Source organism: Mesonia aquimarina (genome assembly GCF_003667275.1).
Lineage (GTDB): Bacteria > Bacteroidota > Bacteroidia > Flavobacteriales > Flavobacteriaceae > Mesonia > Mesonia aquimarina.
Genome location: NZ_RCNV01000003.1, coordinates 168,551 through 182,237, shown reverse-complemented (window position 1 = coordinate 182,237; position 13,687 = coordinate 168,551). Strand labels below are relative to the sequence as shown.

At 34.3% G+C, this 13,687-nt stretch carries 13 protein-coding genes and 1 tRNA gene; 13 read left to right on the top strand and 1 reads right to left on the bottom strand.

The window, feature by feature from the left end; genetic code table 11:
* The first annotated feature begins 56 nt into the window (after positions 1-56).
* From D9R05_RS06285 to D9R05_RS06245, 9 genes are all read left to right on the top strand, one after another.
* A complete protein-coding gene (locus D9R05_RS06285; RefSeq protein ID WP_121666362.1) occupies positions 57-1,163 on the top strand; it encodes a DUF748 domain-containing protein in 1,107 nt (368 codons plus the stop codon).
* A 73-nt stretch (positions 1,164-1,236) separates the two neighbouring features.
* Positions 1,237-1,815: a PhnA domain-containing protein gene (locus tag D9R05_RS06280; RefSeq protein WP_121666361.1), complete on the top strand. Its 579-nt coding sequence runs from the start codon at positions 1,237-1,239 to the stop codon at positions 1,813-1,815.
* A gap of 466 nt (positions 1,816-2,281) precedes the next feature.
* Positions 2,282-2,659 carry a hypothetical protein gene (locus D9R05_RS15555; protein ID WP_205589273.1) on the top strand — a complete coding sequence of 126 codons (378 nt, stop codon included), beginning with the start codon at positions 2,282-2,284 and terminating at the stop codon, positions 2,657-2,659.
* A gap of 459 nt (positions 2,660-3,118) precedes the next feature.
* The gene (locus D9R05_RS06270) at positions 3,119-3,766 is read left to right on the top strand and encodes a DUF4136 domain-containing protein (protein WP_121666360.1); all 648 of its coding nucleotides are present in this window, start codon (positions 3,119-3,121) and stop codon (positions 3,764-3,766) included.
* A 12-nt stretch (positions 3,767-3,778) separates the two neighbouring features.
* Positions 3,779-4,366, top strand: a complete 588-nt coding sequence (locus D9R05_RS06265) for an outer membrane beta-barrel protein (RefSeq protein WP_121666359.1) — start codon at positions 3,779-3,781, stop codon at positions 4,364-4,366.
* 210 nt (positions 4,367-4,576) lie between these two features.
* On the top strand, positions 4,577-5,041 hold the full coding sequence (locus tag D9R05_RS06260) for a hypothetical protein (protein ID WP_121666358.1): 465 nt from the start codon (positions 4,577-4,579) through the stop codon (positions 5,039-5,041).
* 29 nt (positions 5,042-5,070) lie between these two features.
* Positions 5,071-5,793 (top strand): DUF2092 domain-containing protein, encoded by a 723-nt coding sequence (locus D9R05_RS06255; protein WP_121666357.1) that lies wholly within the window; start codon positions 5,071-5,073, stop codon positions 5,791-5,793.
* 26 nt (positions 5,794-5,819) lie between these two features.
* Positions 5,820-6,743, top strand: a complete 924-nt coding sequence (locus D9R05_RS06250; protein ID WP_121666356.1) for a DUF6515 family protein — start codon at positions 5,820-5,822, stop codon at positions 6,741-6,743.
* Positions 6,744-6,765: 22 nt separating this feature from the next.
* A complete protein-coding gene (locus tag D9R05_RS06245) occupies positions 6,766-7,407 on the top strand; it encodes a hypothetical protein (protein WP_121666355.1) in 642 nt (213 codons plus the stop codon).
* Between the two features lie 110 nt (positions 7,408-7,517).
* On the opposite strand, the gene D9R05_RS06240 is transcribed toward D9R05_RS06245, so the two are convergent.
* The gene (locus tag D9R05_RS06240; protein ID WP_121666354.1) at positions 7,518-8,909 is read right to left on the bottom strand and encodes a dipeptidase; all 1,392 of its coding nucleotides are present in this window, start codon (positions 8,907-8,909) and stop codon (positions 7,518-7,520) included.
* A 220-nt stretch (positions 8,910-9,129) separates the two neighbouring features.
* Between D9R05_RS06240 and D9R05_RS06235 the strand changes: the two genes are divergently transcribed.
* The 4 genes from D9R05_RS06235 to D9R05_RS06225 all read left to right on the top strand — a co-directional run bounded on the left by D9R05_RS06235 (position 9,130) and on the right by D9R05_RS06225 (position 12,776).
* Positions 9,130-9,211 (top strand) — tRNA-Leu (locus tag D9R05_RS06235).
* Positions 9,212-9,712: 501 nt separating this feature from the next.
* Positions 9,713-11,500, top strand: a complete 1,788-nt coding sequence (locus D9R05_RS06230) for a ParB/RepB/Spo0J family partition protein (RefSeq protein WP_121666353.1) — start codon at positions 9,713-9,715, stop codon at positions 11,498-11,500.
* A 261-nt stretch (positions 11,501-11,761) separates the two neighbouring features.
* Positions 11,762-11,923 (top strand): hypothetical protein, encoded by a 162-nt coding sequence (locus D9R05_RS15465; RefSeq protein ID WP_153267898.1) that lies wholly within the window; start codon positions 11,762-11,764, stop codon positions 11,921-11,923.
* Positions 11,924-11,939: 16 nt separating this feature from the next.
* Positions 11,940-12,776 carry a DUF932 domain-containing protein gene (locus tag D9R05_RS06225; RefSeq protein ID WP_121666513.1) on the top strand — a complete coding sequence of 279 codons (837 nt, stop codon included), beginning with the start codon at positions 11,940-11,942 and terminating at the stop codon, positions 12,774-12,776.
* The last annotated feature ends 911 nt before the right edge of the window (positions 12,777-13,687 follow it).

Sequence of the window (13,687 nt, the reverse complement as noted above, 5' to 3'; positions counted from 1 at the left end):
CTTTTCATTAACTAGCTTTTTAGGGTTTTTCTTTCAAATTAGCCTAAAATAAAATTATGTCTGCTCATAAAAAAAGAAAAAAATATCAAAGAAAACGCTATACCATTCCACTTATCCTTATAGTTTTATTAATAGCCTTTCGTTTGTATTTACCAACTTTGGTGAAAAATTATGTCAATAAAGTTTTAGCAGATATTCCAGGCTATTATGGTCAAGTAGACGATATAGATATTTCTTTAATTCGTGGTGCTTATGTTATTAAAGGCATGTATTTAGACAAAGTTTCTGCAGATAGCAAAACACCTTTTTTAAATTTTCCTGAAACAGATATCTCGGTAGAGTGGCGTTCGCTTTTTGATGGAAGAATTGTAAGCGAAATCAGCATGAATAGTCCAGAGGTTATTTATGTTTTTGAAGACCAGCAACAAACCACCGAAGAAGGAGAGCCAGATGCTGAGGATTGGACAAAAGCTCTAACAGATCTGGTTCCATTAGAAATAAATCATTTTGAAGTATTTAATGGAAAACTCGCTTTTGTCCAATTACAAGCCGATCCTAATATTGATTTATACATCAATAAACTCAATTTAAACGCCAATAATTTACGAAATGTAAAAGAGAAACAAAGAACGCTACCCTCCACCATACAAGCCAATGGAATTTCTATTGGTCAGGGAAAGGTTAATCTTGAAGGGAAAATGAATTTGATTAAGGAAATTCCTGATATGGATATTGCATTTTCCTTAGAAGAAGCTGAAGCTAGCGCTCTAAATGATTTTACTAATTATTACGCCGGCTTAGATTTTGAAAAAGGAAGTGTAGGTGTTTATAGTGAGGTGGCTATTGCCGATGGTTATATGAAAGGTTACGTAAAACCGTTGTTAACCGATACTAAATTGATAGGAAAAGAAGATGGTTTCTTAGAAACACTTTGGGAAGGTTTTGTTGGTGTTTTTAAATTCATTTTAAAAAACCAAGGAACCGATACCGTTGCAACTCGTGTTCCATTTGAAGGCGATTTGAATAAAGTAAAAACAGGTATTTGGCCTACCGTTACTAATATTTTTAAAAATGCGTGGATTAAAGCATTTACAGGGCAAGTAGATCAAGACATTGATTTTAAAGATGCTTTTCAGGAAGATAAAAAGAAGAAGAAAAAATAATAATAGTTTTTTTTTAACGTAAAAACTATAGTATAATTTATAATGCATTATTTTTGTGACTTATTTAGAAAAAATGAGTGTACAGCAAACCTTAATGCAACGTGCAGATTCTTCTTGCGAACTCTGCGGAAGTAAAGATCAGTTAGAAATTTATCAAGTTCCACCTTCAGAATCTTTAACTGCAGAAGAAGCTATCTTGGTTTGTAATACCTGTTTAGAACAACTTGAAGATTCAGAAAAGATAGAAGTCAATCACTGGCGTTGCTTAAACGATAGTATGTGGAACACCACTCCAGTAGTGCAAGTTGTTGTTTGGCGTATGTTAACCAAATTAAAAAATGAAGGTTGGCCACAAGATTTGCTTGATATGATGTATATGGAAGAAGATACATTAGCTTGGGCTAAAAGTATTCAAGAAGAACCTGCTTCAGAAAAAATTATTCACAAAGACAGTAATGGAGCGGTGCTAGAAGCAGGAGACAATGTGGTTTTAATTAAAGATTTACCGGTAAAGGGATCTAGCTTAGTTGCTAAACGTGGTACAGCTGTGCGTCGCGTTAGTTTAGTGCACGATGATGAAGGCCAAATAGAAGGTAAAGTAGAAGGTCAGCAAATAGTTATTCTCACCAAGTTTGTAAAAAAAATATCTTAAGTCTTAAATTTTCTACTGTTAAAAAGTAATTTCCTTATTTTTTGATTAGTAATTTAACGGTTATTTAAATCTGTTTGGCGTTTTATTGTTTAATAATCAGTCAGATAGATTTTCGTGTTTCAAATTATTTTAGTCATTCCTGAAACTAAACACTTCTAAAAATGCTGTTCTCTTTTTGTTAGTATATTTTTAATGTTAATTTTTTATTATATTTATATCTAACTTAACGATAATTTTATGTTTTTTTAATTTTATCAAGTTATTTGTTATGATAATTTTAATAAAATTAGCCAAAGAGAATATGACTGTTAAAATTATTGGACTAGAAAATTTGATTAACGGGATTTAATTTTTAATAAGATAAAAAGCCAATAGAAATAACCAACCAAAATTTTTAATAATAAGAATTAAAATTATTCTGTTGTTGAAAAGTATTTATTACTAATAACTAACTTAAATATTAATTATGAAAAAGAGAGTTTTTACACTTTTCGTCTTAGCACTGTGTTATGTTCATGTTTTCGCTCAAGAAGAAAATGAAGATAAACCAGCAGCGAGTTCTGCACAAGCTAATAATCCATTAGCAAATATGACAGCACTCAATTTTCAGAATTATTATGTCCCTAAATTAACTGATGCTCCAGATGAAGCTTACCTAAATACCACTTGGGTAAGGTTTGCTAAACCTTTTGCAGAAGGTAAACTTTTAATGCGTGTTTCAGCGCCATTTGCTACAGTTGGAATGCCTAATTTAAGTACAGGAAATGTAAATGCGGAAAATGGTTTGGGAGATATTAATGCTTTTGTTTCTTATAATTTTGTTTCAAAGGCAGAAGCTATATAGGTGCTGGTCCTTTACTTTCTGCCCCAACAGCTTCAGAAGATGCGTTAGGGTCAGGTAAATGGCAAGGAGGCTTTGCATTTGTAGCTTTTATAGCCAAATCTCCTGTTTTTCAATTTGGAGGCTTAATAACCTGGCAGGTCTCTTTTGCTGGAGAAGACGATAGACCTGACACTAATTTTGTAGCAGTACAACCATTTTATTTCTTTCAATTAGGTGGCGGCACCTATTTACGTGGAGCACCAACTTGGGCTTTTGATATTGAAAACGATAACTATCATACGCCACTTGGTTTAGGAATTGGTCAAGTTGTAAAAGTTGGAGATACTGTATTTAACCTTTTTATTGAACCACAATATTCTATGCTTCATAGAGGTACTCAACCGCAATTTCAATTTTTTACAGGGATTAACTTACAGTTCATGTAATTTAAGTTGGTTTGAAATTATTAAAATTTAATTTATGAAATCAGATAAAACAATGAAGTCAAACTATAATATTCTAAAAGGATGTTTGTTTTTTGTATATGTTCTTTTAGTGGCTTGTTATCCTAATGAGCCAGAAAATGTAGAAGATTTTGATTTAGTCTATACAAATTATGCCCCTGAATTTACTTTTCAAGATCAATACACCTATTCTTTACCCGATGGTGTTATAAAACTTGATGATGATACTGATGAAAACGAACCTCCAGAATTTATTGATACCAATTTTAGTGATGCAATAATCAGTAAAATTAGAGAGAACTTAAATGCTAAGGGGTGGCAAGAAGTGAATGAAAATCAAAATCCAGATATCGTTGTATTGCCGTCTGCTTTTAATCAGAATTTTCTCTATTACTATAATCCGGGTTATTGGGGTTGGTATTACCCAGGGTGTTTTCCGGGTTGGGGTTGGTATTATCCTGGCTACTCCCCAGGTTATGTTAGCGGTTTTAAAACAGGCACAGTTTTAATTCAAATGACATCTGCAAATGATATTCAAGACGTTCAAGTACCGGTTATTTGGCTGGGAGCGTTAAATGGCTTGCTTCAAGGAAGCGATTCATATACAATATCAAGAATAGACAATGGTATAGATCAGGCATTTACACATGCACCGTTCAATTAAAACAAATAAATAATGAAGTTAAAATATATTTTATTAAGCAGTTTTCTCTTTGTTTCGCTACTAGTGAGCTCTCAAACAAATTTTGCTCTTAATTATTCAGTGGCAGTTCCTTTAGGAGATACAAAAGATTTTATTGAAAACACAAGTGGTCGTGGAGTTACAATAGACTTTTCTTATCACATTCAAGATAATATCTCTTTAGGGGGAAGTTTTGGTTGGCAAACATTTTACGAAGATAAAGGCTATATCACTGAAACTTTTGGAACCGAAACCATTTCAGGAAATCAATATAATTATTTAAATAGTTTACCTATTTACTTTACTACAACTTATTATTTTTCTCCTGAAAATTTTTTAACCCCATTTGCAAGTTTGGGCTTAGGAACGGTTTATAATAGAGCAGAATTAGATATCGGTATTTTTACTTTTGAAGAAGAAGCTTGGCACTTTAGTGTTAGACCAGAGATTGGTTTGCAGTATGATGTAGATTATGGATTTGGAATAAGAGCTTCTACGCGATATAATCAAGTTTTTGAAGCAGGCGACCTAGGAAGCTTGTCCTATGTAAGTTTTACAGCAGGAATCTATTGGGAGTATTAACCTGACTAAATAATAATTATGAAAAATAAAGTATTAATTTTTTGCATTGTATGTTGTATTTGTTCATTAAAATCTTGGAGTCAGGACATATATTTAAATGCTTATGGCAGTTATGTATTTGATAATAGCTTTGACTCTTACTATGATAGAAACCAATACTACGTGGGTGATGTTAAAGGAGGTTTGTAATGGGGAGCAGGCATAGAGTATATGCTTCATCCTTATACAGGAATTGAACTTTTGTATTTAAGACAAGATACTAATTCACCTACAACATATCTTACAAATAATAACTTTGGCGTTCAATACACAAATTTTGATCTTGGAATAAATTACTTGATGCTGGGCGGAATTCGACATATAAAAAAGAAAGGATCCCCGTTAGAAGGCTATGGAGGATTAATGGCGGGAATGCTGATTGCTAATCTTGAAAATCCTGAAAATGGACGTAGCGAAAGCACAACAAAATTTTCTTGGGGAGCAAAATTGGGAGGAATTTATTGGTTTTCATCAAGTATAGGCTTAAAAGTACAAGCGCAACTGCTGAGTGCGGTTCAAGCAGTAGGAGGTAGCTTTTATTTTAGTTCTAATGGGCCTCAAGCAGGTATTAGTTCTTATTCAACAATTTATCAATTTAGTTTAGGCGGAGGTCTTGTTTTTAAATTAACGCCTTAAAAATCTATGTCGGTTTTATAAATCTCATTATGATGAAGCACTATTTTTTTATACTAATTTTCTTTATAAGTTTTTGTTTTCAGGCTCAAAATAAAAGAGTAGATTCTGTAGCTATAGCTATTTTAGATAGAATGACTGATATTATTGGAGATTTGAATTCTTGTAGTTTTCAGTTAGAACGTTCTTTGGATGTGAAGAATGAGTTTGGTTGGGAAAAGAAATACTCAATAGATGAAGTTTACTTACAAGCTCCTAATAAAATGTTAGTAGAAATTGAAGAAAATCAAGATCATCGTGGCTACTGGTACAATGGAGAATTATTAGTCTATTATTCGTTTAAAGAAAATAATTACTCTGTTTTGGAAGCACCATCTACAATTATTGATATGATAGATGGAATTCATCAAAACTTTGGAATAGAATTTCCTGCAGCAGATATTTTTTATCCGGAATTTACAAAGGACTTAATGGTAGAATATGATAATATTATCTATTTGGGAGAAAAAGAAATAGACGGGCAGGTTTGTTATCATATTATGGCTGTAGATAAAAATATTAATCTTCAGCTATGGATTAGTAACTCGTCTTATATGTTGCCTAAAAAGATGGTTGTAATAAATAAGGATGAAAATAACAAACAATACGAAGTAACATTTAAAAACTGGCAATTAAACCAAGAAATACCTTCAACATTATTTGACTTTACTCCACCGCCTAATGCTAAAAATATAAGCATAATGATAAAGTCTTAAAATATTAAAAAGTAATTAGTCTGCATATGATAACTTCACTACAATTACCGATAAAAAATCTAAGCTTTATATTGATATTATTGCTTTGTATTCCTTTTTCTGATTTGCAAGCTCAACGTTTAAGACATAGCGCTTCAAGAGGTGAAACGGCAAGAACTAACAATTTTAGTCGACCAAATGTTAATAGAAGTCCTAATGTTTCACAAACAAGACGAAAAACAACTACATCAAGTAGAAATAGTAATCATCAAAGAAACTCTACAAATAATTTAAAAAAATCAAATGTAAAACGTCCTGCGTCTACAAATAATCGTGTAAAAAATAAGGTGAACGTTGACCGGAGTAAAAAGAATGTCAACATTAATGTAGATAATAGTAAACATGTGAATATTAATAATAGAAACACTCGTGTAGTTTCTAATTCTAGATATTATTCAAGACCTCCTTATGTTCATGGAGGCTGGGGTTATTATTCTTTCCATCCGTATTATTATCACCCTTATAGACCTTATTACTGGGGGCCAGTTTGGCATCCCTGGGGATTTTTTATCACAACCTTAACAGCAACAGCAATTCTAATTTCAGTAGAAAATCAACAGTATCATTATGATCAAGGTGTTTACTATGTGAAATCTAACGATGGATATACTGTTGTTCAAGCACCGGTAGGAGCAACTATAGAAGTGCTTCCGGAAGGAACGCAAACTGTTGAGGTGAATGAGACAACCAATAATTATTATTATGGAGGTACATATTATGAAAAAGATGGTGAGAAATATACGGTAGTACCTCCAACTGCGGGAACTATTGTACCGGAACTTCCTGAGGGGGGAGAAGAAGTAAGAATAGGAGAACAAACTTATGTTCAGTATGGAGAAACATATTATCAGCCAGTTCAAGTAGACGGAAAAAATATGTATGAAGTAGTGGAAGTGAAAAAAGAAGAATAATTAATCAACTAAATAATAAACAATGACTATTAAAACTAAAATCTTATTTCTATTTGTATCAATTGGTTTAATTTCTTGTGGTTCAAGTACTAGCATCTCAAGTTCTTGGGTAAATCCGGAAATATCTGACGAGGCATACAAAAGTGTTTTTATTGCCGCAATAACTCCAGATATTCAGGCAAGAAAAGTAGTAGAGCAACAATTAGCTTTAGAAGCTAGCAAACAAGGTATAAAGGCCATTCAAAGTAGTAATGTTTTTTTAACTACTTTCACTAAAGACAATCAGCCACAAAAGCAGGAGTTGCTAAAGGAAATTAGAAAAAGTGATAGTCATACTATTTTTACGATTAGTTTAAAAGATGAGGAATCTTCTACACGATATGTACAAGGAACCAATACTTACTACCCTATGAATTATGGAGGTTACTATGGAGGTTTTTATAGTTACTATAATAATGTTTATCCTGTGGTTTATGAACCGGGTTATTACAAAACAGATAAAATTTATTATGTAGAAAGTAACTTGTATGATGCTAATACTGAAGAACTTTTGTGGTCTGCTCAATCTAAAACATACAATCCTACCAATCTTAAAAGTTTTGCGCAAGAATATACTAAAGCTATAATTTACAAGCTAATTAAAGACGGAGTACTAAAAAAGTAACTTTTTGAAAGATTTTATATATGGGATTTTGATAGGAAATACTTTTTATTTGAAGTGAAGTTAATAAAAAACTCAACCTTTTTTAAGGTTGAGTTTTTTTATCTTTAGTTTTATTGAGTCTTTAATTTTGTAAAATGCTTGTAGAAAAAAGGAATGGTTTCTATGCCTTTTAAATAATTCCAAATTCCAAAATGTTCATTTGGTGAATGAATGGCATCAGTATCTAAACCAAAGCCCATTAATATTGTTTTACTTTGCAATTGTTCTTCAAACATAGAAACAATAGGAATGCTTCCACCGCTTCGCTGTGGAATAGGATCTTTACCAAACACTTCTTTATAAGCATCATTAGCAGCTTGATATTCAATTCCTTCGATAGGAGTTACATAACCTTGTCCGCCATGATGAGGTTTTACTTCTACAGTAACACCACTGGGAGCGATACTTTCAAAATGTTTTTGAAAAAGATCAGTTATTTCCTCCCAATCTTGATTAGGGACTAAACGCATAGATATTTTTGCATACGCTTTACTAGGAATTACTGTTTTAGCGCCTTCACCAATGTACCCTCCCCAAATACCATTAACATCTAGTGTAGGTCTAATAGAAGCACGTTCGTGTGTGCTAAAACCTTCTTCTCCGTAAACATCGTTGAGTCCGATGGCATCTTTATATTTCTGCAGGTCAAATGGTGCTTCTCCCATTTTCTCTCTTTCAGCTTTAGTTAGTTCTTCAACTTTATCATAAAAACCAGGAACAGTTATATGCTTATTTTCATCGTGTAGTGAAGCAATCATTTTTGTTAAGACATTTATAGGATTTGCTACTGCACCACCATATAAACCTGAATGTAAATCACGATTTGGTCCGGTAACTTCAACTTCTACATAACTTAAACCGCGTAAACCGGTGGTGATGGATGGAACATCTTTTGCAATCATTCCTGTATCGGAAATCAAAATAACATCGTTAGCTAATTTTTCTTGATTTCTTTTGATAAACCAACCTAAATTTTCACTGCCAACCTCTTCTTCGCCTTCAATCATAAACTTTACATTGCAAGGTAAATCATCATTTTCTACCATGTACTCAAGAGCCTTAACATGCATGTACATTTGCCCTTTATCATCACAGGCACCTCGCGCAAAAATGGCTCCTTCAGGATGAAGGTCTGTTTTTTTAATTACAGGTTCAAATGCAGGACTATCCCAAAGATTAATTGGGTCTGGTGGTTGTACATCATAATGTCCATAAACCAAAATAGTAGGTAATTCTTTATCTATAATACGTTCGCCGTACACTACAGGATAGCCAGGTGTTTCGCAAATCTCTGTATGTGTACACCCAGCGTGTTCTAAACTATTTTTAACAGCTTTTGCTGTGCGGATAACATCATCTTTAAAAGCAGGATCTGCACTTACTGATGGTATTTTTAACAATTCAATAAGCTCGTTAATAAAGCGATCTTGGTGTTGTTTGATGTATTGTTTACTGGCGTTCATAACGTTTTATTTAAAATGAGAATGCCAAGATAATGACAACTAATTAAAAATTGAAATTTTTATGTAATACTTTGTTTGAAAATTGGATAGTTTATTTATATTTGCATCCGCTTAGCAGATAGTCCTAAGTTCTGTTAAGTAAATTATGCGGGCGTGGTGGAATTGGTAGACACGCTAGACTTAGGATTAAACCAAATAAAAAGTGTTAAAATATTAAAATGCGGGCGTGGTGGAATTGGTAGACACGTCAGACTTAGGATCTGATGCCGCGAGGTGTGGGAGTTCGAGTCTCCCCGCCCGCACAAAAGCCGAAGAGAAATCTTCGGCTTTTTTCATTTGAAAATAGTGGCTAAAAATAGGGCAGGTACAACATAGGTACAACATTTTGCTTTTTTTTGGTGCTAATATAAAATGATATGCTTTTTAATTTTTTGACATTAAGTGCTATGAAAAACTCTTTATTTCAATAAAGTCTAGCGTTTTTTTATCATTCTATTCAAAAAACATTCTCTTTCAGTTACTTTACTCTTGTCCCAAAAAAAGCATAAATATGGGACAAATTCTTGTATTTAAACATCTACATTCTTCAACGAATAAAAGTTAGAATTGAGCATACTTTAGGGTGAAGTTTATTATCATACAATATTACCGCAAGTTAAACTCATAAAATACTTCCATCAAAAGACTACGGCATAAAGCCAACGCTTCTTCCACTACTCATTTATTCCGTTTCCTTTTGAGCCAAGATTTTATCTTCCGTTTGGTTTCTGCTCAAATATTGTTTAATCAAAAATTTGAGTATTATGACAACAAAAGCGAGTACCACAAAAAAGCGCAGTCGAACAAAAGTAGCTGCCAAAAAAGAAGTGAACGGAAAAAAAGTCCAGGCACTTAAAATTGAGAATCTGCCTATTGCAAAAGTCAAACCCGACCCGATGCAACCCAGAAAAACGTTTGATGAAAAGTTGCTAGAACAGCTTTCAGAAAGTATTGAGAAGCACGGCGTACTACAACCTATTACGGTAAGGAAATCCAAAAAAGATTATATCATCGTAATGGGCGAGCGTAGGTATCGTGCCAGTAAGTTAGCTGGCAAGAAAACGATACCCTGTATTGTAAGAACGTATAAGGACGATGATGTTCTGGAAATTCAAATCATTGAAAATCTACAAAGACAGGATGTTGAACCTACCGAAGAGGCCGAAGCAATTGCCTTTCTGAGTGAAAAGTATGCACCTGCTGAAATTGCAAAGCGATTGGGCAGAACAGACAACTTTATAAGACAACGCCTAAAGTTAGCAGGATTGATAGAGGGCTTTAAGCACTTTGTACGAAATGGCGAAATGACCATATCCTTGGGCGTAGGTGTAGCGCTCTTTGAACCAGAAGAACAGCAGATGATGTTGGAAACTATGGGCGAGGATTTTAATGCACATCAGATAAACAGGATGATTAAAGACCAGACCTACGATTTGGAAAAAGCATCCTTTGATGTAGCCGATAAAAAATTGGTCCCAAAAGCAGGGTCTTGTGTAGAATGTCCTTTCAATGCTGCAAATCAAGGTAATCTGTTCGGCGAAGGAAAAATGGTCTGTACAAAATCAGCCTGTTTTGAAACTAAGAAAAGTAAATCGTTCTTAAACCTGATTAAGAAATCAAAAAAAGAGAACATCCTGCTAATTCCTGAGATACGACAGTATTGGGCAGATGACGAAAACAATCAGCTCATAATATCACAATTGGAAAAGAATGGATTGAAAGTCTATTTACTGGACGATGTTGAAATCTTAGAAAATCCGATTGAGCCAACAATCGAGGGTATCAAGATAGAATATCAGCATTACGATTATTCTGAAGATGAATTAAAGACAGAATTGGATGAAGCAATGCATAATTATAAAGAAGCATTGGAAAAATTCAATTCAGCAAAAGAAGATGGATTTGTAGATGGTGTTATTTTCCATCCTGAAACGTACAGGAACAAAGAGGTCTTTGTAACGATTATTGAAAAATCAAAGAACGATTCTACGGAATATTCGGCACCATTGGCCAACAGGAAAATGGCAGATTGTACGCCTGAAGAACAAATCGTTAAAATCAACGAAAGAGAAATCCGTAAGAAGCAAATAGAGAACAACAAGCAGTTTGAAGAAGTTGTGCAGATGATTCGTGAAACGAAATATATCGATACGAAGAAGACACTTTCAACGGATGAAATGTCGGCATTCTCGATATCGCTCTTTGAAAATAATGTGGACTATATGAGCCAACAAAAGTATTTCTCAAAGTTCTTGGGCGACACTTCAAAGATGACCAAAGTTGAAATGGTCGATAATTTCAAGAAGAAGTTCAAAAAGGAAATCTTTCACAAGTTGATACGCTATATGCTAACAAAGCAAGTGCATTTTGGCGAAAGCAATCACGTCAATAATCTGACAAACATTTCATTTTACAACGCAATGCAAGGATATTACAAATCCAAGATTGCCAGCATAGAAAAAGAATATGCCGAAAAGAGAGACAAGCGTGAAGCACGTTTGAAAGAGCGTATCACAGTTCTTGAAAAGCAAATTAAGGAACTCAACGATTAGCTTTTGTTGTTTGAAGAAGGGTCGGCATTCGTGCTGGCCCTTTTTCTTTTTTATGATAGTGTTTTAAAAGATGGGTTGATAAGGAAGGGGTTATCAATCAATAGTTAGCGCAAAGATAAACTCGTAAAATACACCCATCAAAAGACTACGGCATAAAGCCAACGCAACATCCTACGCTTATTTATTCCGTTTCCTTTTGAGCTGAGATTTTAGCTTCCGTTTGAGTACTGCTCAAATATTGTTTAATCAAAATATATCATTATGAAACGAGTATCTGAAAAACCTAAAATTTCGCTACAAGAAGCTGAAAAGCATTATCAATCGAGTAGTGAAAATTATGACATTGATAGTGGGGAAAGCCATTTCGCTTACTACAGGGATAAGCATCCCAACTATTACCGAGTATTATCACAAAATGTTTAATCTAAATTCAAAAGCTATGTATTTACAAAATTTGCAACAGGATGAAATCTTTGTTCCATCAGAAATGAAATCCTTAAAAAGTCTGACACAGATGGAATCCCGAAGAGGACTTGAAAATGCCATTATCTCAAATGGCAAAATCGTCAACGTGGTATCGAACAGCTATGGCCACATTCCGAACCAACTGTTCTTCAAGAAAGCTGAAGAAATGCTGACCGATGCACAGCTGAACTTTCACAAACGCACCATCAACAAAAATGACAGGTCGTTCATTACCGACTTTATCATCGACGACAAAAGCCAGTTTACCGTCAAGAACGATAAGGACTTGATATTACCGATGCTTCGGTTCAAAAACTCGTATGACGGAAGTGAAAAAACTTCTGGACACTTCGGGTTTTATAGAGAAGTATGTTCAAACGGACTACACGTTTCTCAGGCAGAAATCGAGTTTTCCATCAAACATAGTAAGAACAATACGCACCTTATTATGCTAAGGTTGAACAATCTATTCGATAAATTTCTGGACAATGAATTCTACACCATTACAAAGAAATTCGACAAGATGAAAGAATTTAAAATCATCGATACACAGGAATTTGTGAAAGCGATTCTTGACAGGACGAAACTGTTCCGGTATGAATGTAGCGACAAGAACAGCGACCCGTCGAAAAAATCTCGTGAGGTCATCGAAATCTTAAACTATGAAGCTTTGTTGCTCAATGAAGAACCAAATCTTTGGTTAGGTTACAATGCGTTTAATTCAGTACTTCATAATGTCTTAAAGAAAAGCTTTGGCCAACAAGAACGATTGGATAAAAAGCTGTTTAATGAAGTCTATGCTATGGCATAAAGCCAAAAGGTTCATCCAGTACCTTAAACTGGATTTTTTTGTGCTTGCTATTTATAGGTTTAAAAGCAATACCGTTCAGCACATTCCCCTACATTTCGCGAAAAGCTTCATTCCGGGAAAAGCGCTTTCCTATAATAATCTTGGACACAACTTCAAAGCTTCCGTTTTCCATTCCACTTGCCCGTTCATTCCCGAGAAAAGTCGGGAAGCGGTCAAACTGCATTCCAACCTACACCTTCAAAGTCAAGTCCGCTTTAAATCCTGCATAATGAGAATAAATAATTTTCTTAATCCGTTCAGCACATTCCCCTGCATTTCGCGAAAAGCTACATTTCGTGAAAAGAGCTTCATTACAAAGGTCTTGGACACAATCCCCAATTTTAGCTTTCCATTCCGCTAACCCTTCCCGCTATGCTGGGAAGGAACACTTCATTCCTTTGCCAAAATTGAGAATTAAGTCCGTTTTTCATCGGAAAGTCATCCCTTCGGTTTTCTTAACAGGATTTTCGGCGCGGTCTTCTTGAGCCCTCAATCGAAAATCCTTAAAAACCGAACCGCTGCCTTACACATTTTAAGGGGTTTATAATGGATAAAGCCTTTGTTGTTTTTCGGGGCGTCGAAAAACAGGCACGACATAACCAATTCTAATATAAACACAGCTGCTTATCTCGCTTAACTGTCGGTACGCTCAAACGCAACTGCGTTTAAAAGAATTGCTAATGCCCTTATGGAACTTGTCAAGACTATACAAGTTTTAGTGAAAAATAAGGTTTCTACTTCCTTGAAAATCTAAGGATTTTACTACGTCGCAAACACACCTGATTTTGCCCGAAAAGTCTTGACAAAACCCACTCTATCCATTGTGCAGTGCACAGAAGAAAAGAACAAACACCCCTTAAAATTTAATTCAG

Bases quoted from the DNA above. Each gene is read 5' to 3' on its own strand.
- D9R05_RS06285 (WP_121666362.1), top strand. From the start codon at position 57: ATGTCTGCTCATAAAAAAAGAAAAAAATATCAAAGAAAACGCTATACC.
- D9R05_RS06280 (WP_121666361.1), top strand. From the start codon at position 1,237: ATGAGTGTACAGCAAACCTTAATGCAACGTGCAGATTCTTCTTGCGAA.
- D9R05_RS06255 (WP_121666357.1), top strand. From the start codon at position 5,071: ATGATGAAGCACTATTTTTTTATACTAATTTTCTTTATAAGTTTTTGT.
- D9R05_RS06265 (WP_121666359.1), top strand. From the start codon at position 3,779: ATGAAGTTAAAATATATTTTATTAAGCAGTTTTCTCTTTGTTTCGCTA.
- D9R05_RS06230 (WP_121666353.1), top strand. From the start codon at position 9,713: ATGACAACAAAAGCGAGTACCACAAAAAAGCGCAGTCGAACAAAAGTA.
- D9R05_RS06270 (WP_121666360.1), top strand. From the start codon at position 3,119: ATGAAATCAGATAAAACAATGAAGTCAAACTATAATATTCTAAAAGGA.
- D9R05_RS15555 (WP_205589273.1), top strand. From the start codon at position 2,282: ATGAAAAAGAGAGTTTTTACACTTTTCGTCTTAGCACTGTGTTATGTT.
- D9R05_RS06225 (WP_121666513.1), top strand. From the start codon at position 11,940: ATGTATTTACAAAATTTGCAACAGGATGAAATCTTTGTTCCATCAGAA.
- D9R05_RS06250 (WP_121666356.1), top strand. From the start codon at position 5,820: ATGATAACTTCACTACAATTACCGATAAAAAATCTAAGCTTTATATTG.
- D9R05_RS06240 (WP_121666354.1), bottom strand. From the start codon at position 8,909: ATGAACGCCAGTAAACAATACATCAAACAACACCAAGATCGCTTTATT.
- D9R05_RS15465 (WP_153267898.1), top strand. From the start codon at position 11,762: ATGAAACGAGTATCTGAAAAACCTAAAATTTCGCTACAAGAAGCTGAA.
- D9R05_RS06260 (WP_121666358.1), top strand. From the start codon at position 4,577: ATGCTTCATCCTTATACAGGAATTGAACTTTTGTATTTAAGACAAGAT.
- D9R05_RS06245 (WP_121666355.1), top strand. From the start codon at position 6,766: ATGACTATTAAAACTAAAATCTTATTTCTATTTGTATCAATTGGTTTA.